Raw genomic sequence first — 23,644 nt, forward strand, 5'->3', positions numbered from 1 at the left:
CAATTTGGTTGCATGATGTCAATTCGACATGACGCATATATAGTTAATTGACATCATGGTGTCAATTTAGATTGATGGTGACAGATGGGCAAAGTAAAGCGAACCCCGGCCGGTCAGATCCTGACCGATTTCATTCTCGATTTTTTCCGGCTCAACAGCCGCATGCTGGCGTCCGGCGATCGGCTGGTCGCCGGGCTCGGGCTGACGAGCGCGCGCTGGCAGATTCTCGGCGCAATCGTCGCTGCCGGGCAGCCGCAACCGGTTGCGTGGATTGCGCGCGATCTCGGCGCGAATCGCCAGAACGTCCAGCGGATCGTCAACGATCTGGAAACGGAAGGTTTGGTCAGGTTCGACGTGAATCCGCACCATCGGCGCGCGCAGCTCGTCGTGCTGACGGATAACGGAAAGCAGGCGTTCGATGCGGCGATGGACTTGCAGACCGCGTGGGCCAATCAGCTCTCGAACGGGTTGTCGGTGGACGATCTTGAAGCGATGCGACGCGTCGTTGCGGGGTTGCGCAGGAACCTGGACGAGATCGACGGCGGCGATTCGGCTTAGCGTAGCGCCAGCCGGTGGCACCGGTCATCAGGGCCCGCGCCGTTGTCGCTTGCCGTGGACTGATCGCACGTCAGGATTGATGACCGTGCGTTGCGGCACACCGCCGCCGACATGCCGGATGCGGCTGCGGCTCGAGCGCGCCGCAGCGGGCTAACGCGCGTCGAGCAACTGAGGCGTGTTCGCCGTCAGCCAGGCCCTCACGTCGATCATCAGCGCAGTCGCGCTGGCAAAACATTCGCGCACCGCGGACATCTGAACGACATCGCCGGAATAGTCGGACAGATTGCGTTGCTTGCGCAGCGCATCCAGCACGATCATGCGATCGACCGGCAGGCCGATCGTCTGCGGAAGCGTCTGGATCGCGGTCTGGTGATGTCCCGGCCGGCTCGTCAACGTGCGAAAACCGTTCGCGTGCAACGCCAGCATCGCCAGTTGCATGATTGCCTTGTAGGCTGCGTCGAAGCGGTTTTCGTTGCTCAATCCGTCGAGTTGCGCATCCGCCAGATTTCGCTCTGCAGCGGCCAGCAGCCGCGCGACTTGTTCCCGGTCCGGTTGTACGGCGTCGAGGCTAACGCCGAGCAAGTTCTGCAAGGTCATCGTCGCTACCGATCAAGAAGATCTTGGGTTTTCCAAGCACATCCCGCAAGAATGCGTCCTGCCCTTCGATACCGTCGCGCCATTCGTCGGGCGACAGCACCTTGGGGTTGATGTCCCGTCCCAGTGTGGCCTGCGCGTTGTAAAGCAGCCGGACCACCGTCGCAAAACCGACCGTGCCGATCACCATCACGTCGACGTCACTGTCCGCCGTTTCCTGGCCGCGTGCCACCGAGCCGAAGACGAACGCCGCGCTGATTTGCTCGGCGCACGGCAGCAGCGCTTCGGCCAGCACGTCGGCAAGGCCCGAGGTCTTGCGCATGATCGCCGCCAGTTCCTCGTAGATCGGACAGCTTCGATTCGCGCGATAGACCACCTGATTGCCCTGCCGATCGCGGCTCAGGATGCCGGCTTCGGCCAGCTTGCTCAGCTCCTTGTGCAGCGTGCCCGGCGTCGTGCCCGTCAAACGGGCGATTTCGCGGACGTGCAACGCCTGATCCGGCCGCAACAGAAGCAGGCCCAGCACGCGGCGCCGGTAGTCACTAAATAGGGTCGAGGCAATGGATCGTAGCATGATTGGCTAGGATTGTAGCCGAATTGGCTACAAGGCATAGTCCCGAAGCAGCGCTTTCGCGCAGGTTGGGACATCAGCCCGGAGGGAACATCGGGATTCGGGTCGTCAAAGTGTAGCCATTTCGACTACGATCGTAGCCGTATCGACTACGAATGTGCGGCAGGCCGGCGTACCGCCTGCTGTGTCGGCACGCCGTTGAGCGGATTCCGGCAAACACGTCATAGCGACACCGCCGATCCTGTCCGGACCGGCGGCGTCTGCCATCACCCGCCCAGATAAGCCTGCTTGATCCGGTCGTTGGCAAGCAGGTTCGCGCCCGTATCCGCGAGCACCACGCGTCCCGTCTCCAGCACGTACCCGCGATCGGCCACTCCCAGCGCCTTGTTCGCGTTCTGCTCGACGAGGAACACCGTCACGCCCTCATCGCGGATCGCCCGGATGATGTCGAAGATCTGCGCGATCACGAGCGGCGCGAGGCCAAGCGTCGGCTCGTCGAGCAGCAGCAGACGCGGCTTGCTCATCAGCGCGCGGCCGATCGCGAGCATCTGCTGCTCGCCGCCCGACATCGTCCCGGCACGCTGCGTCGCGCGTTCCTTCAGGCGCGGAAAGAGCTTGAACACGTGCTCGATGCCGTCGTCGATCTCGTGGCGGCTCGCGAAGAACCCGCCCATCTTCAGGTTCTCGAGCACCGTCAGGCTCGGGAACACGCGCCGCCCTTCCGGCGAGATCGCCATCCCCTGCCGCATGATCTGGTGCGTCGACATCCCGGTGATGTCGTTGCCCTCGAACAGCACGCGGCCCGACGACGCGCGCGGCGTGCCGCACACGGTCATCATCAGCGTCGTCTTGCCGGCGCCGTTGCTGCCGATCAGCGTAACGATCTCGCCCTTGTTCACCTCGATCGACACGCCCGCGAGCGCCTCGACCGCGCCATAGTGCGTATGGACCTGTTCCAGCTTCAGCATCACTCTTCCCCCAGATACGCCTTGATCACGCGCGGGTCGTTGCGGACTGCTTCCGGCGTGCCGATCACGATCGGCCGGCCGTGCTCCATCACGAGGATGCGGTCCGACACGCCCATCACGAGGCTCATGTCGTGCTCGATCAGCAGCACCGACACGCCGAACTCGCGGCGCAGCTTGTCGATCAGGTGTTGCAGCTCGATCTTCTCCTGCGGGTTGAGGCCCGCCGCCGGCTCGTCGAGCATCAACAGGCGCGGCTCGGTGATCATGCAACGTGCGATCTCGAGCCGGCGCTGGTGGCCGTACGACAGCGTGCCCGCCGGCCGGTTGGCGACCGACGTCAGGTTCATCCGTTCGAGCCACACCGCCGCGCGTTCGAGCGCTTCCTTCTCCGCGCGCCGGTACGCCGGCGTCGCGAACAGGCCATGCAGCAGCCCCGACTTCACCTTGCGGTGCTGCGCGACGAGCAGGTTCTCGACGACCGTCAGCGACTTGAACAGCCGGATGTTCTGGAACGTCCGCACGAGGCCCTTCACCGCGATCTGGTGGCTCGCGAGCCCCGCGATCGGGTGGCCGTCGAGCACGACGTTGCCCCCGGTCGGCTTGTAGAAGCCGCCGACGCAGTTGAACACGGTAGTCTTGCCCGCGCCGTTCGGCCCGATGATCGCGAACACCTCGTCGCGGCGCACGTCGAAATCGATGCCGTCGACGGCGAGCAGCCCGCCGAAGCGCATCTGCAAACCGGCGACCTTCAACAGTTCAGCATTCGCGCTCATTGCGGCAGCTCCACGTGGGGGCGGCTCGCGGGCAGCAGGCCCTGCGGACGCCACATCATCATCAACACCATCACCAGGCCGAAGATCAGCATCCGGTACTCGGCGAAACCGCGCGCGACTTCCGGCAGCACGGTCAGCAGGATCGCCGCGAGGATCACGCCGAGCTGCGAGCCCATGCCGCCGAGCACGACGATCGCGAGGATCAGCGCCGACTCGATGAAGGTGAACGATTCCGGATTCACGAGGCCCTGGCGCGCCGCGAAGAACGCGCCACCGATGCCCGCGAACGACGCGCCGAGCGTGAACGCCGACAGCTTGATGCGGGTCGGGTTGAGGCCCAGCGAACGGCATGCGATCTCGTCGTCGCGCAGCGCTTCCCAAGCGCGGCCCATCGGCATGCGGATCAGCCGGCTCGTCACGAACAGCGTGAAGCAGACGAGCACGAGCGCGAGCAGGTACAGGAAGATAACCACGTGGTCGCCGCTGTATTCGAGGCCGATCAGCTCATGGAACGTCTTCGCGCCTTCAACGCTCGCCGAGCGCGCCATCTCGAAGCCGAACACGGTCGGCTTCGGAATACTCGAAATGCCATCCGGGCCGCCCGTGAGGCTCGTCAGGTTGTTCGCGAGCAGACGAATGATCTCGCCGAAGCCGAGCGTGACGATCGCGAGATAGTCGCCGCGCAGCCGCAGCACCGGGAAGCCGAGCAGGAAACCGAACGTCGCCGATGCGATCGCGGCGAGCGGCAGGCATTCCCAGAACGTGAGCCCGAAGTACTGGTTCAGCATCGCGTACGTGTAGCCGCCGACCGCATAGAAGCCGACATAGCCGAGATCGAGCAGGCCAGCGAACCCGACCACGATGTTCAGCCCGAGGCCGAGGATCACGTAGATCAGCGCGAGCGTCGCGATGTCGACCGCGCCGCGCGAGCCGAAGAACGGCCACACGAGCCCGACCGCGAGCAGCACCCAGATGATCACGCGCTGCTGCTGCGCGCCCATCGCGGGCATCGCCGGCAGCTTCACCGCGGCTTTCGCGCGCGTGAGCGACGGCTTGAACAGCTGGAACAGGAACACGGCCGCGACCGCGATCCACACCGGACGCCAGTGCGCCTCGAGCACGACCTGGTAGCCGTCGAGCTTCAGTTGCAGGCCGAGCACGGGCACCGTGAGGATCGCCGTCAGGATCGCGGCGGCCACGGCGTTCTTCAGCGTATCGCCGAACGAGACGCCGGCAGCCGGCCGGCGGACGGAAATGACTTGACTCATCTGCGCCTCCCTCAAACTTTCTCGATGTCCGACTTGCCGAGCAGGCCGGTCGGGCGGAAGAGCAGGATCAGCACGAGCAGGCCGAACGCGACGACGTCCTTGTACTCGGCCGGCATGTAGCCCGCTGCGAACGTTTCGGCCAGCCCGAGCAGCACGCCGCCGAGCATCGCGCCCGGAATGCTGCCGATCCCGCCGAGCACCGCGGCGGTGAACGCCTTGATGCCCGCGACGAAGCCGATGTAAGGATTCAGCTTGCCGATCGTCAGGCCGATCAGCACGCCGCCGACGGCGGCCAGCATCGCGCCGAGCACGAACGTGAACGAGATCACGCGGTTCGTGTCGATGCCGAGCAGGTTCGCCATCTTCATGTCCTCGGCGCACGCGCGGCACGCACGGCCCATCCGCGAATGCGAGATGAACAGCGTGAGCGCGATCATCAGCACGATCGTCACGCAGACGATCAGCAGACGCGCATACGGAACCGTCACGTCGAAGTCGCCGCCGAGATGGATGTCGAACGCGCCGGAGATCAGCACCGGCACGGACACGTCGCGCGCGCCCTGGCCGATCTGCACGTAGTTCTGCAGGAAGATCGACATGCCGATCGCGGAGATCAGCGGCACGAGGCGCGGCCCGCCGCGCAGCGGCCGGTACGCGACGCGCTCGACGGCGAAGCCGTACAGCCCGGTGACGATCACCGACACGATCAGCGCCGCGCCGAGCACGAGCGGCAGCGGATAGCCGGCGGACACGCCGATTGCGGTGAGGGTCACGAGGCCCACGTATGCGCCGATCATGTAGATCTCGCCGTGGGCGAAGTTGATCATGCCGATGATGCCGTAGACCATCGAATAGCCGATGGCGATCAACGCATAGATCGCGCCCAGCGTCAGGCCGTTGACCAGCTGCTGGGCGAATTGCGGAAAGAAATCAGTCATGTGCGGGAAGCTCCCGGTAGCGCCGCGCCAAGTGCCGCAGCCGGATCACGGCGCGGCCGCGCCCAACGCACGATGTCGGCACGATGTCGGCACGGTGTCGTCACGAACCGCCCGGCGGCCGCGCAATGGGGCAATGCGCAGCCAATACGCACCCGCCCCGCTCGGGTCGCGAGCGGGGCGGGTGTGCGGGCGGGTGTACTCCGATCAGTTGGCGGCGACGGTCTTGGTCGCGTCCTTGTGCCACGTATAGACGACGAACTTGAACGCCTTCAGGTCGCCCTGCGGGTCGTACGCGACCTTGCCGATCGGCGTGTCGAACGGGTGCTGGTGCATGTACGCGGCGACCTTGGTCGGATCGGTCGTCTTCGCGCCGGCGATCGCATCGGCGATGATCTTCACCGCTGCGTATGCAGGCATCTGGAACGGGCCGTTCGCATCGCGCTTCTTGTCGGCGAATGCCTTCACGAGAGACGCGTTGGCCGGGTCGGCCGTGAAGTCGGCCGGCAGCGTGACGAGCATGCCTTCCGACGACGGGCCGGCGATCGCCGTCACGTCCTTGTTGCCGACGCCCTCAGGCCCCATGAAGGTCGCCTTCACGCCCTGCTCGCGCGCCTGGCGCATCAGCAGGCCCATTTCCGGGTGATAGCCGCCGAAGTAGACGAAGTCGACGCCTTGCGACTTCAGCTTCGTGATGATTGCGGAGTAGTCCGAATCGCCGGCGTTGATGCCTTCGAACACCACGACCGGGATCTTCGCCGCTTCGAGGTCCTTCTTCACCGACGACGCGATGCCCTGGCCGTACGACTGCTTGTCGTGCAGCACCGCGACCTTCTTCGGCTTCACGTTGTTGATGATGTACTTCGCGGCTGCCGGGCCTTGCTGGTCGTCACGGCCGATCGTGCGGAAGATGAACTTGCGCTTCTTGTTCTCGGTCAGCTGCGGCGCGGTGGCCGACGGCGTGACCATCACGATGCCTTCGTTCTCGTAGATGTCGGACGCCGGAATCGTCGAACCCGAGCACACGTGGCCGATCACGTACTTGATCTTCTGGCTGACGATCTTGTTCGCGACCGCGACGGCCTGCTTCGGCTCGCAAGCGTCGTCCATCATCACCGCTTCGAACTTGTTGCCGCCCGCACCGCCTGCCGCGTTGATCTGCTCGATCGCGGTCAGCGCGCCGGCCTTCACCATGTCGCCATACTGCGCGACCGAGCCGCTCATCGGGCCAGCGATGGCGATCTTCACGGTTTCCGCTTGCGCGGTGGCGGCGCCGGCGGCGAACAGCACGGCGGCGACGGAAATGGACGTAAGACGGGACAGCGTCATCTGGAGCTCCTCGATGTTGTTTAGTCATACGGGCAAAGGCGGCATGACTTGCGCAATCGAACAGCACCCGGGGCGAGGACATGGGACACGCCCGAGACGCGGAGACGGACCTTGTGCGGAATGAGACTTGTGCGGGGCCCGGCTCTTACCATCCCCGAAGGGGATGTTTGGTTCGGAAAGACATCGTGATGCGTCTTGCATTGCGCAAGCTTTTCGCCTGCCCCGCTTGCCGAACCGCACGTCGGATGGATGGTCCGACAGCCGTTGGCAAGGCAGTCGAAATTATATGAGGGTTTTTCTTTCGTCTGTCAAAAATGCCGGCCAACCAAGGGAAAACACGTAGGACTGTTGAGAGGGGTGGTGGCGATTGCAGTGCAACCTGATTTAAAAGGGAACGTTTGCGGAGAGTGCAATCGGGTTGCGATGGTGGTTCGGGTTTCGGCGCCGTGCCTTGCTGGACAATGCTTTCACGCATCGCGGCTGCTCTCCGCTGCAGTCGTCTGATTTAAAGGGACGCATCGACCATGAGCGGCGTGCGAACGTGGTCATGACTAGGCACCACAACCGTGCATCATGCGGAACTGGCCAACCATTCGATTTACCGACTAGATCGTCATCAAAGAAAGGTCGTAGTTATGTTTATGAAATAATACGAATTCAGTCCTGCAATCCAGCCAGCTTTCATCGCGATTCGCGTCAGCGCCGTCATGCGCCGCACCGCTTGCGGCGCCTCCCGGCGCGCAGCCGCCAGCCAGTGATCTGCTTTTCTTCATTGGATATCGCCTGCCTGAATCGTCGATGAACCACACCCTTCGTTTCACCCCCGCCGCCGCGCTCGCCTGCGCCCTCTCCTTATCTACGCCGAGTCCCAGGAACAGACATTCTCGCCGTGCGGGGGAATGGCGTCTCATTGGCCCGTTCCGGCCATAAGACCATGAAGAAATCAGCGGCGCCCCGCGACGTTACGATGGGGCGCGGGTCATTCAGGAGAGCACGGGCCCGGTGGGTGTGGAGCCGTTCGGCCCGTGGGCTCGCATGCAATGCATGTTATCGCTTGTAGTCGTGCAAGACGTGTCCGTAGGGCAATGTCAGATCGGCAATGAAATGGACAGCACCGACGACGCGCCTGACCGGCAGGTCGGCCACGGGCGCGTTGACGTGCGGCTGCAGACTCAGTCGTGCCGGCCCCGACCATGCGCCCTTGACCTGGATGTCCGTCAGGTTGTAGCCGACCAGTTGCGCAATGGCAGGCGATCCATCGACGCCGGGCACGATCTTCAGATTGACCTGCGTCGTGCCCATCTTCGACATGATTGAATCCGCCGAGCATGCGCGCCTGCCTTCTACGTCGTACAGCAGGTGTTGATGCTTGTAGCCCATCGTGCCAACCGCGACCTGGATGCCGGCGTATTCGAGCGTTCCTGTCAGCGTGTCCTGCACGACCGCGAGCTTCGGCTTTGCGTGCTTCTTCGGGAATCCCCAGATTTCGCGGCCGCCCGCGATAGGCGGTTCGTCGTCAAGATACATCTGCGCGGTGAAGTTGACGTGCTCGCCGAGCAGCATCGCCGGAATCACGACCCCGGATTCCGTATAGTCGCCGAACCCCGCCGAATCCGGCATCCGGATGAACTCATAGAGCACGGTGTTGCTGCCGTCGGGTTCGAGCGGTTCCGGCAAGGCGTCGCGCAGGGCTTCGGCGTCGGTCTCGTACGTGATGATCAGGTACTCGCGATCGATGAACCGATAGGGTCCGCGTGGGTAGGACGGCGATGCGGCCGGCATCGACGGCAGGCTCAGGATGTCTTCGAGTTTCATGGCAGGCTCCGGGCGTGCGTGTGCACATAGACGGGGAAAGGACGGCGTGTCAGCTGTGAATACCGGCGCCGCGCACGGCATCCTGCGTCCGCGCGTCGGCCCGAGCCACGTCCGGCGGGCCGGTAAGTTCGCCGTTGGACTGCGCCGCGCTACGTGTCGCCGCCGCAGGGGCGTCGCGGTTCGCGTCATCGGCTTCGTTCGAGCGCGTGAAGCGCAAATGCGTGATGTCGGTCGAAAAGAACATGCCCCAGCTCCATTCGACGAAAATCCGCAGCTTGCGGCCAAGCGTCGGGATCCGCGCGAGATAGAAGGCCCGCCACAGCAGCCATGCGGGCAGGCCGGTCAGACGTACGCCGTAGATCAGCGCGACGCCCTTCATGTGGCCGATGGTCGCCATCATTCCCCGTGCGACGTACGAGAACGGGCGCGTGTGATGCCCGCGAAGCTGGCGCAGCAGGTTGTCCGCGAGCTGGCGCGCCTGCGCGACCGCATGCTGCGCCGTCGGCGGCGACGGCTGGCCGGTTGCGGCGTTGCGCACCAGCGCGCAGTCGCCGATCGCCCAGACGCCTGGCATGCCGGGCACGCTCATGTCGGCGCCGGTTTCGATGCGCCCGCGCTGGGTCCGCATGGAGAGCCGCGCGGCGAGGCGTTCGACGAGCGGATTGGGTTTCGTGCCGATCGTGCAGATTACCGTCGACGCGGCGATGAACTCGCCGCTCTCTAGCGCGACGCCGTCGGCGTCGACCCGTGCCGCGCGCGCCCCGAGGCGGACATCGATGCCGCGGCCCGTCATCCGTTGCGCGGCGATCAGACCGAGCGCCTCCGGCATTTCCAGCAACAGGCGGTTCGCGTCCTGCAAGATCGTGACGGCGAGCTCGTCGTCGCGCACGAGCTTGTAGTAGTGCCGCACGCTATGAAGGTAGTCGGCCAGCTCCCCGGCCACCTCGACGCCCGAGAACCCGCCACCGATCACGACGAAGTGGCCGAGGCGCCGCCGCACCGCCGGATCGGATTCCAGCTCGATGCACGCGAGCCGGCGCAGCACCTGATTGCGGATGAACATCGCATCACCGACGAGCTTCAGCGGTATGGCATGTTTCGCCATGCCCGGCACGAGATCGAGGTTCGCGCGGGTGCCGAACGCGAATATCAGATGCTCGAACGCAATCGCACGGGGACCGGCGAGCGTCGCGCCATGCACCACGCGATGCGCGTAGTCGATGTCCTGAACGGTCGCCATGATGAAGCGCGCATGCCGCAGCATCTGACGGATCGGCACGATGACCTGCTCGGGAAACACCGACGCGCCCACCACCTCGGCAAGCATCGGATTGAAAGTCGTGAAGCTCTCGTCGCTGACCAGCACCACGCGGTACGGAGCGGGCATCCCCTTTTCGAGCGCCTGCGCGAGCGTCGTGCCCGCAAAGCCTCCACCGACGATCACAATGTTCCGTTCGGTATCCATGTCGACTCCTTGTGCATCGCGGCCGGCCGGAATGGCCTGCGCGGATCTGTCATCCAGTGTGCGAAGCGCCGCTCACGCGCGCGTCGCCCAATGATCAATTTTTCGTCACGGCCCGCTTGCCTCGCTTGCAACGACGAGATCGAGCGGCTCGGCCACGCCAGCGACACACCGTGCCGCGCGGATTGATTTCGTGCCTGCGTAGCCTTGCGCCGACGCTTGCTCGTACGTGACCTGCGATGCGAGTGCGCGCGTGCCTTCGACCTTGTTGTGCTTTTCAAGCTTCGCGGCCAGATTGACGGCGTCGCCGATCACCGTGTATTCGAGGCGCCGGCCGTCGCCGACGATGCCGAACAGCACCTGCCCGCTCGCGATGCCGGCGCCGACGTCCGGGGCCGCCCGGTTCGATGCCGTGCGCGCCGCACGCCAGCCGTCCACTGCGCACATCACCGCATCGACCGCGCGCAGCGCATGCGCGGCATGATGCTGATCGGGCGCGACCGCGCCGAAGCTCGCGAGAATGCCGTCGCCGAGGAACTTGTCGATGCTTCCGTGGTGCGAGCGGACGATCGGCACGACGAGACGCTGGTACTCGCGAAGCAGCTCGATCAGCGCGGTCGCGGACAGCGCGCGCGACGCGCCCGTAAAGCCGCGCATGTCGAAGAACACGATGGTCGCGTCGCGCAGGTCCGCCTGTCCCGGCATTGCGGCCATCTCCGAGCGAGTGATCCGATGCGCGACCGAGTCGTCGAAGAACATCGACAGGTCGGCGACCGCCTGCTGACCCGACACGGCCCTGACCACGAAGCTGCGTGCGCGGGCCAGCGCCACGACCAGTACGGCGGTCGTCACGACGATCGCCAGCACTTTGTCGAACTCGCCCCCGTAGTGAATCTGCGTCGAGCGGAGTGACGTCACGTAGTCCCATGTCACCGGATTGCCGGTGCCGTGGGTCAACGCATAGCCGAGCAGCAGCAGCCATCCGGTCGCGGCGGTCAGCCCCGACAGCGCGACCCACACCGGCTCGAAGCGAAGCGCACGCAACGCGATCAGGATGAACACGTACGCATACTCGGTGCATTTCAGATAGAACGGCGCCGGCTGCTCGTATTGCAGGTGATACGCCCAGATGACGAACATCAGCACGGCCATCTCGATCACGACGGTCGCGCCGACCATCCACCGCGCGAGCTGGCCGGTAACGGCGAGATAGAGCCGCACGAGCGCCGTGACGACGAAGAGCGTGAGGCCGAGCGGCACGGCGCGGATCGGCGCATCGGGTGCGAAGCCCGGCGGCGTGATCGCATAGAGCGCCGCGAGCACCACCGCGATGAGCAGCTGGACTGCCGTGACAAGCAGCTCGCTGCGATACTGCTCGCGCACGAGTTCGCGTTGCACGCGCGACGGCCAGTCCGTCTCGCGCGGCTGACGGTTCAGCATCGAGGCGAGCGTTTGCATGAGCGTGGACATCGGAGGGCTCGCTATCCGGATACGGATTTGACGGTGCCGCCGGCGATCTTTGCGCAGGTGCCCGCCGGCAGCGACAGCCATTCATCGCCAGAGGCGTCGTGTGGCGCGCGGCCGGCACATGCGTGCCTGGCCGTTCCGCAATCGTTCCTGCCGGCGCGCGCGATGCCGAAGCAGCGTTCACGATCGAACTCGAATGTCGCTGCTGCGTGCGGCATCAGGTGGGTGTTGCGCTGGACCGCGAGCGCGATCGCGCCGAGCGCGCCGACGAGCACGAAAGCGTTGGTGATGCGATGGTTCATGCCGCCTCCTTTGAAGTGCAGCGCGCCCGTTCCCGCCATGCGCGCAGCCGCCTGCCTGCGACAGACACGGTGCCTGTCGCGATGCACGTCGCGGCGAACGCGACCCATGCATAAGGCCGCAGCAGCGGCATGGCGACGAGCACGAGCGTGTCATTGCCGCCGGGAATCATCAGGCTCGCCCACCCCATCAGCGCGCCGCCGCCAAGGCACCGGGCCAGCCCGGCAAGCTTCACCGGTGCACCGCGCTGGATCGCGAAGCCCATCGCCAGCGCGCACAGCGCGGCGACGGGCGCGGAAAAGGCGGAGGGCATCGTGTTCATCATGGCTCGCTCGATTCGCGTGGCGGCGCGCGCCTCACGGGTGCTACAGGAACTCCTTGCGGATATCGATGCTCGATCGCACGCCGATCGTCTGATAGTTGTCGCGCAGCCATGCGTCGGCCTGTGCGCGGCCCGCATCGCGCAGAAAGCACAGAAACGTCCAGTCGGCGTTGAGCTTGCTCGAAACGCCCAGCGCAGCCATTGTCTCGTCGGAGCGGATCGAGTGAATCAGCATCTCCTTCATGTCCGCAGCGTCGATCTTGCTGTCGCGAATCAGCGATGTGACGAAGGCGATCGCGCGCAGCTCGCGCATCAGCGACGAATTGAAGCTGATCTCGTTGATGCGGTTCATGATCTCCGCCGCGGTCCGCGGCACGCCGCGCCGAACGATCGGATTGATGTGCACGATCACGACGTCGCGCGTGCCGCAGTTGTAGATGAGCGGAAAGATCGCGGGGTTGCCCATGTAGCCGCCGTCCCAGTAGTGCTCGCCGTCGATTTCGACGGCCTGGAACAGGAACGGCAGGCAGGCCGATGCGAGCACCGCGTTCGCGCTCATTTCGTTGCCGCTGAACACGCGCACCTTGCCGCTCTCGACATTGGTTGCGCACAGGTACATGTGAATCGGGCAGCCGGCACGCAGTGCGTCGAAGTCGACGTGCCGCTCGAGCACGTCGCGCAGCGGATTGAGGTTCATCGGGTTGAGCTGATACGGCGAGAACACCCGCAGCATCAGATCGGTCATCAAGTACAGCGGCGAGTTTTCGAGCGTATGGCCGTTGTGCAGGTACGTTTCCCACGGCAGCTTGCGAAACGGGCTCGTATACTGCGCCGTGCGCGCAATGTCGCGCCAGAAGTCGTGCAGCGCCGCGCGTGCGCCGTCCGGTCCGCCGCGCTGCAGCCCGTAGCCGAGCACGGCGGCGTTCATCGCACCGGCACTGGTGGCGCTCACGCCCTCGATCGCGATCCGGCCGTCTTCGAGCAGACGGTCGATCACGCCCCATGCGAAGGCGCCGTGTGCGCCACCGCCCTGCAATGCCAGCACGACCGGCTTCGTGCCGTCTTGCGCCGGTGCGCCGGTGTTCGTTGCGTTCATCGTCGGCCTCTCAATGTTGCGTCCAGCCACCGTCCACCGCGAGTGCGGTCGCCGTGATCGACGCGGCGGCGTCGGAACTCAGGAACAGCGCGAGCGCGGCGATTTCGTCGACCGTGACGAACGCCTTGCGCGCCTGGTGCACGAGCATCACGTCGCGTATCACGTTCTCCGGAGAAATGCCGTGTGCCTTCGCCTGATCGGCGATCTGCTTGTCGACGAGCGGTGTCTTCACGTAGCCCGGGCAGATCGTGTTGCTCGTGACGCCGTGCTCGGCGGCCTCGATCGCGACAGTCTTCGACAGGCCAAGCAGGCCGTGCTTGGCCGCGACGTACGGCGCCTTGAACGGCGAAGCGACGAGCCCGTGCGCCGACGCGACGTTGATCACGCGCCCCCAGCCGCGCGCCTTCATGCCCGGCAGCACCGCCTTGATCAGATGGAACGCCGACGACAGGTTGATCGCGATGATCGCGTCCCAGCGCTCGTCCGGCTGCTCGTCGATGGGCGCTACGTGCTGGATGCCGGCGTTGTTCACGACGATGTCGACGTTGCCGAATGCATCACGTGCGAGCTGCGCCATGTGGCGGATCTGGTCCGGCACGCCCATGTCGGCGGCGCTGTAGCGCACGCGCACACCGTGCTCGCGCTCGAGCCGAACGCGTGTCGTTTCGATCTGGCCGGCATCGCCGAAACCGTTCAACATCACGTTCGCGCCGTGTGCGGCGAATGCCGTCGCGATCCCGAGGCCGATGCCGCTCGTCGATCCGGTGACGATGGCTGCTTTTCCTTTGAGCATGAAAGTCTCCTGTTTGCGTGAGCAGGTAAGGGCGCGCGCCGCCCCGTGCGGCTAGCCGTGCGACGTGCCGCGCCCGAGCCAGCGGCCGATCAGGTAATCGAGTGACAGCCTGCCCGGGCCGTGCAGCAGCGTGACGAGCAGGAAAAGGCCCCAATACTTGTGGTCCATCAGTCCGACTTCGCCGAGCCCCGGATACGAGATCACCGCGACGATGTTGAAGACGAACAACCCGAATGCGGCGTAGCGGGTGCCGAGGCCGAGGACGAGGAAGATCGGAAAGCCGAGCTCCGCGGCCGCGCCCAGATACGCGGCGACGGCGGGCGGCAGCAACGGCACCGTGTACTCGCTCTGGAAGAGCACGAGCGTCGTGGACCAGCTCGCGATCTTCGTGAGTCCGGACTGGAAGAACACGAGGCCGATCAGGACGCGCACGCCGAGATCGAGCGCGGGCGTGACGAAGTCGAGTGCCTTGCGCGCGGCACGGTGCAGCTCGATCGCCTTCTGCAGCAGGTTGGCCGGCGCATCGGCGCGCACCGGCGAAAGTCGGGATGAGGGCTTCATGAGCGAACCTCCTTGGGTCGTTCCGTCGTTTGGACATGCAGTTGCGTTCGGCGCCGCATCGCGGTGCGGCGCCCGGACTCGTACCGTTGGCGTCAGCCAGCCGCCATCGCCGCCTTGGCTGCCGGGCTGAGGATGCCGGACTTGCCGCCGGGTTTCGCGAATTCGGACAACTGCAGATGTCCGCCGGCGATCTTGTCGCAGGTGCCTTTCGGCAACAGGACCCAGGCCTCGGCGTCATGATCGATCTTCACGCTGGCCGCGCATGAGCTCTTGCTCGTGCCGCAGTCGTTCTTGCCCGCTTTGGCGATCCCCGCGCATTTTTCGAAGTCGCCTGCGGCGAGCGCGCTGGTGCTTGCCGCCGCGACGCCCAGGGCCAAGAGGCCCGCGATCGCGCCTTGAATGATTCGTTCGCTGTTCATGATGCTTCCTCCAGAATGGTGGTGAGGACCGGCGCTATTGCCTGTCGCCCGGAATGAAGTTTGCGAAAATCAGCTCACGGCTTTGTCGCCCGGAGATCAAATTTTCGTCACGGCACGCGTTCGATGCGCTGGGGCCTTGCGCACGCGGGGGGCGTGCTGGACACGCGCGCGCCGCGACCTAGAATGGTTGAACGCGATACATTCGTTGTGTCGACGAGACGCAGCGGATTCGGCGCATGTCGGTTGCGAGGGTGGGAGCCATGTCAAGAAACGTGCTGGTCATCGAAGACGATAACGACATCGCGCAACTGGTCCGCATGCAGCTGGCCGGCCTGGCCTGCGAGACGATCGTCGTCAACGACGGCCGGGCCGGTCTTGCCGAGGCCCTCGCGAAGCCCTACAACCTGGTGATCCTCGACCTGATGCTGCCCGGCATCGACGGCCTCGAAATCTGCAGGCGCCTGCGCGCGGAGCGCCGCTACACGCCGATCCTGATGCTGACCGCGCGCTCGACTGAACTCGATCGCGTGCTGGGGCTCGAGATGGGCGCGGACGACTATCTCGCCAAGCCATTCAGCGTCCTCGAGCTCGTCGCGCGCGTAAAGGCGATCTTCCGGATCGTCGATATGCTGGCGAACCCGGCTTCGGGCGAGCGCACGCTGATCGAATCGAAAGATCTGAAAATCGACGTGGAGAAGCGGGAAGTGACTGTGCGCGGTGCGTCGATCATGCTGACCGCGAAGGAATTCCAGCTGCTGTTGCATTTCGCGCTCAATCCGGGGCGCGTCTATACACGGGGCCAGTTGCTCGATCAGGTTTGGGGCTACAGCCACAGTGGCTATGAGCATACGGTCAACTCGCACATCAACCGTCTGCGCGCGAAGATCGAAATCGACCCGAACTCGCCTGAATACATTCAGACCGTATGGGGTGTCGGCTACAAGTTCCGCAATGCATCCAGCGACTGACCCGCGCATGCTCACGACCCTCTACGGCCGTCTTGCCGCCGTGCTGATGGCGGTATTCGTCGCGATCGGCGCAATCATGATCCTCGCCTCGCAGCGGATGCTCGAGACGCAGCGTCTGTTCGAGCTCGCGACCGACCTCGTCGTCGGCACCGTGCTGTTCAGCCTGATCGCCGCGCTCGTCGTGTTCCGCTTCTTGACGCTGCGGCTGCGCCGGCTCGCCGCCGCCGTCGAAGCGTTTCGCGCGAGCGGCTTTACAAGTCCCGTGCGGATCGACCCCGCCGGCGCGTCCGATGACGAGATTGGGCAGCTCGTCGCGGCATTCCAGGAGATGTCCGAACGGATTGCGACACAGCTCGCGCAGCTCGAGCAAGTGGACCGGCAGCGCCGCGAGCTGCTTGCCAACGTGTCGCACGATCTCAGGACCCCGCTGACGGCGATGCAGGGCTATCTCGAGACGATGCTGATCAGGGCGGACGGACTGTCGCCCGAAGAACGCTATCGCTATCTTCAGATCGCGGTCAAGCACTGCGAGCGGCTCGGCCGTCTCGTGCGCGATCTGTTCGAGCTGACGAAGCTGGAAGCCAACGAGGTCAAGCCACAGGTCGAGGCATTCCCGATCGGCGAACTTGCGCAGGACGTCGTGCAGAAATTCGCGCTGAGCGCGCAAAAGCGCGGCCTGGCGCTGTGCGCAGACGTCGATACCGATTGCCCGCCGGTTCGCGCCGACATCGGCATGATTGAGCGCGTGCTTGAAAACCTGATCGAGAACGCGATGCGCTATACGCCCGCAGGCGGCAGGATCAGCGTCGGCGTGCGTCCGGCCGGCTTGCGGATCGAAGTCGCGGTGAGCGACACCGGGCAAGGCATCCGGGAGGACGATCTGGGCAGCGTCTTCGACCGCTACTATCGCGTTGATCGCGGCGAGTCCGGCGACACGGGCAACGCCGGCCTCGGCCTCGCGATCGCGCGACGCATCGTCGAGTTGCACGGCGGGCAGATCCGTGTGGAGAGCACGCTGGGCCGGGGGACGACATTCACCATCGAGCTGTCGGCGGCGTGAACGGCAGTGCGGCGATCTTGTTCAGAGCTCGAATACGCTCCCGCGCCGCGACATCCCACGACGGTCGGCTTCATCGTGAAGCGCCTCCGCGCATTCCGCTGCGCAAGCCCCCGGCATCGTTTGTACGCGGGCAGGCGATGAAGTCGACGAGGGTCGCGTCGCTAATGCGGCGCTGGATGAACTCGCCAAGCTTGAAATCGCGATCGGCCAGCAGCGCGAGCTCATAGGCGTCGTCGACGGGCTTGCCTTCGCGCAGGGCATGCAGCATCGCAAACTCGCCCTGCCCGAGCGGCTCGAGATCGACCGCGAAGCCCACGCGCCGGATCAGCAGAAGGTCGCCGCCCGCGCCCGCATCGACGGTCTCGTTCGGATCGGCACCGGGCTGGTTGATCTGCCAGATTTTCAGAACGGGGGAGTCCGACGCGAACAGACGGCATGCAGGATGAAGCCTGAATCGCAGGGCCGAGCAATCCATCCCGAGCAGGCTGGTAAGCCGGGACAACGCGAGCGGTGCATGGTCGGCGGCATGGAAGACCTCATGCAGGAGCCATTCGAGTGCCGCGGTGTCGGCCAGATAAGGGAGCGATGCGGCCGGTGCGAAGTGTGCAAGAAAAGCCGGCAGCGTGCTGCCGAAACGTTGTATGTCTCCGCTCGCCGACGGGTGGTCGTGAATGTACCGGCTCGCGGCATGAGCGAAGAAGCGCGCGCCGACCAGTCGTTCTACGACCGGATAGACGGCTCGCAGCGCTTCGAGCAGGTTCTGATGGACGTTATTGACGTAGACGGCAAGCCGCGCGCCGGCATCGGCGCCGGCAACCAGCGCTTCGACGCGCGCCGCGTCCTGCTCGACGATCGCGGCCGCAAACGCTTCCTGGACATCATGCAGCGAAGGCATCGTGGTTCCTCATGATCGTCGTGGCTTTGCCGGCTTCTTCCAGCAGCACCTCGAAGGCCGGGATGTCGGCGTCCCACTCGATCAACGTGGCGATTGGGCCGAAGCGCTCCACCGCCTGCCTAAAAAGCGCCCATACGGGCTCCGCGACGCGTGTGCCGTGGGTGTCGATCAGCAGGCCGCCGGCACGGTCGTGGCCCGCCAGATGAATTTCCCACACCGCGTCAGCCGGCAATGCATCGAGGTAGGCCCGCGGTTCGATGCCATGGTTCGCTTCGTTCACGTACAGGTTGTTGATATCCAGCAATATTCCGCAACCGGTGCGCCGTACGAGCCTGGCGATGAATTCGCTTTCCGGCATCGTCGAATGACGGAAGCGGACGTAGCTCGAGATATTCTCGATCAGGATTGGTCTGCGCAGCCGCTCCTGCACTTCGTCGATGTGATCGCATACGACGGCGAATGCCTCTTCCGTATAGGGCAGCGGCAGCAGATCGTTCAGGAACCTGCGGCCAGCGCGTCCCCAGCTAAGGTGCTCGGACACCAGCCCCGGCTCTATGCGGCGCACGAGTTCGTCAAGGTGCTGCAGATGGATCCGATCGAGTTCGCCCGTTGAACCGAGGCACAGACCGACGCCGTGCAGGCTCAGCGGATACCCGTCACGAACCCGCTCGAGGTAGTAAAGCGGCTGGCCGCCGGCACCGAAGTAGTTTTCGCTATGCACTTCAAACCATCCGACGGCGGGCCGTTCCGTCAGGATCTGCTGGTAGTGCACGGGGCGCAATCCCACGCCTGCCTGGACGGGGATGGACTGAGGCGCTGCGAAGCAGGTGGGCGGAGTATGCATGGGACGCTCGTCGGCGGAGTGACGGATGAACTTCAGTCTGGCCAGCAAAGATCACGCGCCCGTCACGATTGTGTTGAATATCCTTCTCGTTTGACGGGCGGCTGGTGCGGCGCGGAACGATCGCCTATCTTTGGGGAAGAGCAAAGCCGTTCGACTCGCCGATGCACCGACGCACCGTGTTGGAGCATTTCGTATGAGCCTCAAATCGAAGCTGATCCTGCCGGCCGCCGTTTGCGCAATGCTGCTGCTTGCATGGCTGGCCGCGGGATGGGTGCCGGGCGTGCCCGCTGGACATGCGCGCATCGGGTTGCTGGCACTCGTAGCGGCGGGCCTTGCGATACTGCTTGTCGCGGCGAGCCGGGCGATCGATGTTTTTCTGAGTCGGCCGCTCGACGCGATTCTGCAGACCTATGGGTCCGGCGCGGAAGATAACCGCGCCGACGCGGACAAGGAAGACCTGGAAGCGGTGCGGCATACGCTCGACAGCCTGCGCGGCACGATCGACGCGCTGGGCAAGGTAGTGGCAAAGGGCGACGACCAGCGCAGGGAACTCGAAGCCGCGCTGCAGTACAGCGAAGAGCGCTACGTGCTCGCGATGCGCATATCAGACGACGGCCCGTGGGAATGGAACCTGCAAACGGATGAATTCGTGCTGTCGCCGCGCTGGAAAAGCATGCTCGGCTACTGCGACGACGAGTTCCCCAATTCGCGTGCCGCGTGGCGCGAGCACGTGCATCCGCTTGACGTCGCCGCCGTCGAGACCACGTTGAACTGTCGCCTCGAAGCGCAGGTAGCCCGCTTCGAGCATCAGTTCAGGCTACTGCATAAGGACGGAAGGTACCGATGGGTGAGCTCGCTTGGCACGATCATCCGTCATGCGAACGGCAAAGCGGTACGCATCATCGGGCTGGATACAGATGTTACGCGTGTCAAGCATATCGAGAGCGTACTGCAGCACATCGTCGAAGGGACGTCGGGCAAGGGCGGCGAAGCGTTCTTTCGTGCGCTCGTGCGCAACTTCGCTGCGGCGCTCGACGTGCCGTGCGCGTTCATCGCAGAATGTACCGGCTGGCCGCCGAAAAGCGTCCAGACGCTGGCCTACTGGCTGCGCAACGAGTTCCTCGACAACATCGAGTTCGACCTGGCCGGTACACCGTGCGAGGCGGTTTTCAGCAACGGGCGCCCTGTCTTTCATGCATCGCGCGTCGGCGAGATGTTTCCTCGCGACAAGGACTACGAGAGCTACTACGGCATACCGATCTTCGGCAGCCGGGGCGAGGTGATCGGGCACATGGCGTTCTTCAACGACAAGGAAATGAAGCAGGAGGATCTGCTGACCGATGCCGTGTACCAGATTTTCACGGCGCGCGCGGCCGCCGAAATCGAGCGCAAGGCCGCGCTCGACCGTCTGACTCGCTTCAATGTCCCCGACCTTCCACGTCCGGATGCCGCAGGCGACGCGACGCACGCCGGCCCGCCCGTGACGAATATGTGACTTTCCGTTGATGGGCGCGTGAAGTCTGGCCGCGAGAATTGCTCGCAGAGGTTCAGACCGGATCGCTCAGCGTGCGAAGTCTGTCCATGTGCGGGATAAAGCCATGGCAGCAGATCCAGTGCTGCACCTCGAAGCGATGTGGCCGCCAGCCTGGCGGCGTACTTTCTCGATGGAGCAGACATGAAAACCGTTCGCATGGCAATCCTCAGCGCTCTCGTGCCTCTGGTGTGCACGGTGGGCGCAGCACACGCACAGGGTCAAGGTATCGGACACAACGGGAGCTACGGGCCGAGGTGGGATGGTCCCGTCAAGACGGCGATGGACACGCTGACGCCGCAGCAGAGCAACGACGCGATCCCGGTCCGGAGCGAGATGATGCAGACCTCCTCTACGGCGCACGAGCAGTCCGGGGCAAAAATGGATAACGACTTCATGCAGTCCTCGACGGAAATGCAGAAGCGGTGGCGCGAGTTCTATCGAGGGCATTGACAGCAGCTGGCCCGTGTCTGCGGCAATTTCGTCAGGTGGATGGCGATGCGGCAACAGTGCGAGCCGGAATCTGTCGGCGGCTGCGATCGTCACTGGCGGTACTGCAAAGTGCCGCCAGCCGACGTCGATCGACACGGTACGCAACGGGTTGAGCGTGGCGGTTCAGGTGTCGTCACGCTTCCGAACACTACCGGAAGATGTTCGTCTGTCCCGCGACGTATACGGGCCCTAGCAGGCCAATGCGGGAACACGGCCACCCAGGGTCGGCCTGGGCGCGCTTTGCGGGAACACATACCAGCCATCATCGTGCCGGAAGAAATAGATCGCCAACGTGCCGGATTGACGCGCCGTTTCGACATAAACGCAGCGCTGGTGATTCGACGTGATGCGGCTGAACCGGGTGACGCGAGCCGGCATGGCCGCAGTCGGCGCAAGCCATTTGTCGATTAGGGAGCGCAAGGACTGCCGATCGGTGCTCATGATTTTCTCCGTCGTTTTCCCCACAACATGCTGTGGATTCTTAAAGGAATCCGTACTGCTGGACGGTAGTGTGGCTGATGAAATTAACGCGCCGGTCAAGCATCGGTCACGTCTTTGTCTCATCGGGACGAGCGCGCCGAGACGGCGTGCCCGGTTGATCCACCTTCGAGGTGCCGCTGTCGATTGGTTCATGTCGACATAAGCGGACGGTGGCGCATGTTGCCAGGACGGCTCGAACGGGTTGGGTGCTGCCGCCCACGTCTGGCGGCTGTCGGCTGCGGAATAGAAACCTGACCCATCTGAATTGCCGGAGATTACGACTTACTGTTATGTGGACGACAAGGCGCGCGAATCGTCAGCCGATCTCGCCTCTCGCCATTTTCTAGTTTCGCGATTCCAGTGCGATACGCATCGCCAATCCGGCCAACACAGTGCCCATCAACCAGCGCTGAACCAATGCCCAAGCCGGCCGGCCGGCGAGAAATACAGCAATGGAACCGGCCATGCTCGCGATCAGAGCGTTGACACTAACGCTTACCGCGATCTGCACGCAGCCGAGTGCCAGTGATTGCGCGAGCACGCTACCATGTCCCGGTGAAATGAACTGCGGCAGTAGTGACAGATACATCACCGCGATCTTCGGATTCGCGAGGTTCGTGACGAAGCCCATCGTGAAGAGCTTGCGGCGGCTGTCGTGCGGCAACTGCCGGATCTGAAATGCCGAGCGACCGCCCGGCTTGAGCGCCTGCCAAGCGAGGTACGACAGGTACAGCGCGCCAGAGAATCGCAACGCGTCGTACACGTACGGCACGGTCAGCACAAGCGCGGTAATGCCTAGCGCCGCACAAAACATATAGAACACGAACCCCAGTGCAATGCCGCCGAGCGACAGCAGACCGGCACGGCGGCCTTGGCAGATCGAACGCGAAATCAGGTAGATCATATTCGGGCCGGGCGTCAGAACCATGCCGAGCGACAGGAGTCCGAAAGCAAACAGAGTGGGCAAGGCCGGCACGGCGGTCTCCTTCGAGGCAGAGAAGTCAGGTTGACGAGTTCCGTGCAATGTATTGCATATCGACCGCCTTCAGTGTGAATAAACTGCAAGCTACATATGAGCGCGTTTCATCGCGCCTGCGACTCGTTACTTTGCCTTTTTCGCCCGCGTTTTGGTCGCGTTTCCTGCTCTGACACGTTGTGCTGCGGCGAGCCTGACAAATTCACTGGTCACTACGTTGTCAGTCGTGTTCCACGACAGCCGTACAGAGCGATGCAATCTCGGTGATAGCTCCAGCACTTGGCCCCCGAACGGCGTGTAAGTCAGCGTGATGCGCGGGACGATTGACACGCCCATGCCCGCCTCCGCCATTGAAAGAATGGTGCGCATCTCGACCACATTGAAAGCGGCACGAAGTTGCGTGCTACTACGCGCGAAGTAGTCTGCGATCAATGGCCCGCAACCTGCCTTCGAGAAAATAAATGGCAACGCAGACAACTGTTTTGCCGACACACTCTTGCGGCCGTCGAACGTACCGGTCGCCGCTACCGCAACAAAATTCTCATCAAGCAGCAGAAAATTATTCGTGAACGCTTTCGTGCCCGCCACAACGCCGACGTCGGCGGTACCGTCCTCGATCCACCCTTCGACTTCCGTATCCGTGCCTTCGAGCAGCACCGCCGTTACCCCCGGATGCATCTCTTTCAACTCCTCGAGTGCGGGCACGACGAACGCCAGGGATACGCTCGGCAGCGAGGCGACCACTAGCCGCCCTTCAAGCTTGCCGCGCGACAGGCTGAACTGCTGGCGCAGCGTTTGCGCTTCTCGCACCACATTTCGGATGTACGGCCATAGACGTTCGCCGGCTGCAGTCAACACGACCGGCTGCCGGTCACGCATAAGCAGCTTGACCTGCGTGATGTCCTCCAGTTCGGTCAAAGCATGACTGATCGCAGATTGACTGCGACTGAGCCTGTCGGCGGCAGCCGTAAGCGAGCCGAGTTCGACCACGGCGGCGAGTGCCTGCAACTGGGCAAGCGTCATCTGAACTCCTTGTAGCGGTGCACACGTATGTCATGCATGAAATGCAGAAACGTCATGAATTATATTGATCGGACGCCCCGGTACAGGAAGCCGCTCCGCACCCGAGAGAATTGGCGCCGTGCATGTGCTCTGGAAAACGGCGCA

General features: G+C 64.1%; 27 protein-coding genes. 5 read left to right on the forward strand and 22 right to left on the reverse strand.

The window, feature by feature from the left end:
* The first annotated feature begins 84 nt into the window (after nt 1–84).
* Entirely contained in the window at nt 85–558 is a 474-nt protein-coding gene (locus tag ACV22Z_RS03380; RefSeq protein ID WP_448074884.1) for a MarR family winged helix-turn-helix transcriptional regulator, read from the forward strand.
* A 150-nt stretch (nt 559–708) separates the two neighbouring features.
* On the opposite strand, the gene ACV22Z_RS03385 is transcribed toward ACV22Z_RS03380, so the two are convergent.
* The 17 genes from ACV22Z_RS03385 to ACV22Z_RS03465 all read right to left on the reverse strand — a co-directional run bounded on the left by ACV22Z_RS03385 (nt 709) and on the right by ACV22Z_RS03465 (nt 15,231).
* On the reverse strand, nt 709–1,155 hold the full coding sequence (locus ACV22Z_RS03385) for a DNA-binding protein (RefSeq protein WP_448074885.1): 447 nt from the start codon (nt 1,153–1,155) through the stop codon (nt 709–711).
* The gene (locus ACV22Z_RS03390) at nt 1,127–1,726 is read right to left on the reverse strand and encodes a nucleotidyltransferase domain-containing protein (RefSeq protein ID WP_448074886.1); all 600 of its coding nucleotides are present in this window, start codon (nt 1,724–1,726) and stop codon (nt 1,127–1,129) included. The genes ACV22Z_RS03385 and ACV22Z_RS03390 overlap by 29 nt, the downstream gene beginning before the upstream one ends.
* Before the next feature lie 263 nt (nt 1,727–1,989).
* Nucleotides 1,990–2,691, reverse strand: coding sequence for an ABC transporter ATP-binding protein (locus ACV22Z_RS03395; protein ID WP_096501694.1), 702 nt, complete (start codon nt 2,689–2,691; stop codon nt 1,990–1,992).
* On the reverse strand, nt 2,691–3,464 hold the full coding sequence (gene livG / locus ACV22Z_RS03400; protein WP_448074887.1) for a high-affinity branched-chain amino acid ABC transporter ATP-binding protein LivG: 774 nt from the start codon (nt 3,462–3,464) through the stop codon (nt 2,691–2,693). Before livG ends, ACV22Z_RS03395 begins: the two co-directional genes overlap by 1 nt.
* Nucleotides 3,461–4,732: a high-affinity branched-chain amino acid ABC transporter permease LivM gene (locus ACV22Z_RS03405; protein ID WP_448074888.1), complete on the reverse strand. Its 1,272-nt coding sequence runs from the start codon at nt 4,730–4,732 to the stop codon at nt 3,461–3,463. Before ACV22Z_RS03405 ends, livG begins: the two co-directional genes overlap by 4 nt.
* Nucleotides 4,733–4,743: 11 nt before the next feature.
* Nucleotides 4,744–5,670 carry a high-affinity branched-chain amino acid ABC transporter permease LivH gene (livH, locus tag ACV22Z_RS03410; RefSeq protein WP_009687599.1) on the reverse strand — a complete coding sequence of 309 codons (927 nt, stop codon included), beginning with the start codon at nt 5,668–5,670 and terminating at the stop codon, nt 4,744–4,746.
* A 204-nt stretch (nt 5,671–5,874) separates the two neighbouring features.
* Entirely contained in the window at nt 5,875–6,996 is a 1,122-nt protein-coding gene (locus ACV22Z_RS03415; RefSeq protein WP_448074889.1) for a branched-chain amino acid ABC transporter substrate-binding protein, read from the reverse strand.
* A 605-nt stretch (nt 6,997–7,601) separates the two neighbouring features.
* The gene (locus tag ACV22Z_RS03420) at nt 7,602–7,769 is read right to left on the reverse strand and encodes a hypothetical protein (protein ID WP_448074890.1); all 168 of its coding nucleotides are present in this window, start codon (nt 7,767–7,769) and stop codon (nt 7,602–7,604) included.
* 274 nt (nt 7,770–8,043) lie between these two features.
* Complete coding sequence (locus ACV22Z_RS03425; protein WP_448074891.1) at nt 8,044–8,811, reverse strand: acetoacetate decarboxylase; 768 nt, start codon at nt 8,809–8,811, stop codon at nt 8,044–8,046.
* 49 nt (nt 8,812–8,860) lie between these two features.
* Nucleotides 8,861–10,276: an NAD(P)/FAD-dependent oxidoreductase gene (locus ACV22Z_RS03430; protein WP_448074892.1), complete on the reverse strand. Its 1,416-nt coding sequence runs from the start codon at nt 10,274–10,276 to the stop codon at nt 8,861–8,863.
* A 105-nt stretch (nt 10,277–10,381) separates the two neighbouring features.
* A complete protein-coding gene (locus tag ACV22Z_RS03435) occupies nt 10,382–11,743 on the reverse strand; it encodes an adenylate/guanylate cyclase domain-containing protein (RefSeq protein ID WP_448074893.1) in 1,362 nt (453 codons plus the stop codon).
* Between the two features lie 11 nt (nt 11,744–11,754).
* Nucleotides 11,755–12,042, reverse strand: coding sequence for a BufA1 family periplasmic bufferin-type metallophore (locus ACV22Z_RS03440; RefSeq protein ID WP_448074894.1), 288 nt, complete (start codon nt 12,040–12,042; stop codon nt 11,755–11,757).
* Nucleotides 12,039–12,365: a hypothetical protein gene (locus ACV22Z_RS03445; RefSeq protein WP_448074895.1), complete on the reverse strand. Its 327-nt coding sequence runs from the start codon at nt 12,363–12,365 to the stop codon at nt 12,039–12,041. The genes ACV22Z_RS03440 and ACV22Z_RS03445 overlap by 4 nt, the downstream gene beginning before the upstream one ends.
* 40 nt (nt 12,366–12,405) lie before the next feature.
* Nucleotides 12,406–13,458 (reverse strand): patatin-like phospholipase family protein, encoded by a 1,053-nt coding sequence (locus tag ACV22Z_RS03450; RefSeq protein WP_448074896.1) that lies wholly within the window; start codon nt 13,456–13,458, stop codon nt 12,406–12,408.
* A 10-nt stretch (nt 13,459–13,468) separates the two neighbouring features.
* Entirely contained in the window at nt 13,469–14,251 is a 783-nt protein-coding gene (locus ACV22Z_RS03455) for a 3-hydroxybutyrate dehydrogenase (RefSeq protein WP_448074897.1), read from the reverse strand.
* A 51-nt stretch (nt 14,252–14,302) separates the two neighbouring features.
* Nucleotides 14,303–14,812, reverse strand: coding sequence for a DoxX family protein (locus ACV22Z_RS03460; RefSeq protein ID WP_448074898.1), 510 nt, complete (start codon nt 14,810–14,812; stop codon nt 14,303–14,305).
* 92 nt (nt 14,813–14,904) lie between these two features.
* Entirely contained in the window at nt 14,905–15,231 is a 327-nt protein-coding gene (locus tag ACV22Z_RS03465) for a BufA1 family periplasmic bufferin-type metallophore (protein WP_448074899.1), read from the reverse strand.
* Between the two features lie 260 nt (nt 15,232–15,491).
* Between ACV22Z_RS03465 and ACV22Z_RS03470 the strand changes: the two genes are divergently transcribed.
* Nucleotides 15,492–16,199 carry a winged helix-turn-helix domain-containing protein gene (locus tag ACV22Z_RS03470; protein WP_448074900.1) on the forward strand — a complete coding sequence of 236 codons (708 nt, stop codon included), beginning with the start codon at nt 15,492–15,494 and terminating at the stop codon, nt 16,197–16,199.
* Nucleotides 16,200–16,206: 7 nt separating this feature from the next.
* On the forward strand, nt 16,207–17,259 hold the full coding sequence (locus tag ACV22Z_RS03475; protein ID WP_448074901.1) for a sensor histidine kinase: 1,053 nt from the start codon (nt 16,207–16,209) through the stop codon (nt 17,257–17,259).
* 70 nt (nt 17,260–17,329) lie between these two features.
* Here the strand turns inward: ACV22Z_RS03475 and ACV22Z_RS03480 are convergent, their stop codons facing one another.
* Both ACV22Z_RS03480 and bufB read right to left on the reverse strand, forming a co-directional pair.
* Entirely contained in the window at nt 17,330–18,154 is an 825-nt protein-coding gene (locus ACV22Z_RS03480; protein WP_448074902.1) for an HvfC/BufC N-terminal domain-containing protein, read from the reverse strand.
* Nucleotides 18,138–18,998, reverse strand: a complete 861-nt coding sequence (gene bufB, locus ACV22Z_RS03485) for an MNIO family bufferin maturase (protein WP_448074903.1) — start codon at nt 18,996–18,998, stop codon at nt 18,138–18,140. Before bufB ends, ACV22Z_RS03480 begins: the two co-directional genes overlap by 17 nt.
* Before the next feature lie 193 nt (nt 18,999–19,191).
* Here bufB and ACV22Z_RS03490 point away from each other — a divergent pair, with 193 nt between their 5' ends.
* Both ACV22Z_RS03490 and ACV22Z_RS03495 read left to right on the forward strand, forming a co-directional pair.
* On the forward strand, nt 19,192–20,493 hold the full coding sequence (locus ACV22Z_RS03490; protein ID WP_448074904.1) for a PAS domain-containing protein: 1,302 nt from the start codon (nt 19,192–19,194) through the stop codon (nt 20,491–20,493).
* A gap of 180 nt (nt 20,494–20,673) precedes the next feature.
* Nucleotides 20,674–20,982 (forward strand): hypothetical protein, encoded by a 309-nt coding sequence (locus tag ACV22Z_RS03495; RefSeq protein ID WP_448074905.1) that lies wholly within the window; start codon nt 20,674–20,676, stop codon nt 20,980–20,982.
* A 228-nt stretch (nt 20,983–21,210) separates the two neighbouring features.
* Here ACV22Z_RS03495 and ACV22Z_RS03500 read toward each other — a convergent pair whose 3' ends face one another.
* The 3 genes from ACV22Z_RS03500 to ACV22Z_RS03510 all read right to left on the reverse strand — a co-directional run bounded on the left by ACV22Z_RS03500 (nt 21,211) and on the right by ACV22Z_RS03510 (nt 23,500).
* The gene (locus tag ACV22Z_RS03500; protein WP_448074906.1) at nt 21,211–21,462 is read right to left on the reverse strand and encodes a hypothetical protein; all 252 of its coding nucleotides are present in this window, start codon (nt 21,460–21,462) and stop codon (nt 21,211–21,213) included.
* A gap of 382 nt (nt 21,463–21,844) precedes the next feature.
* Nucleotides 21,845–22,477, reverse strand: a complete 633-nt coding sequence (locus tag ACV22Z_RS03505; protein ID WP_448074907.1) for a LysE family translocator — start codon at nt 22,475–22,477, stop codon at nt 21,845–21,847.
* Nucleotides 22,478–22,603: 126 nt separating this feature from the next.
* Nucleotides 22,604–23,500, reverse strand: a complete 897-nt coding sequence (locus tag ACV22Z_RS03510) for a LysR family transcriptional regulator (protein ID WP_448074908.1) — start codon at nt 23,498–23,500, stop codon at nt 22,604–22,606.
* Between the last annotated feature and the right edge of the window lie 144 nt (nt 23,501–23,644).

It is taken from the genome of Burkholderia sp. PU8-34, assembly GCF_053427725.1.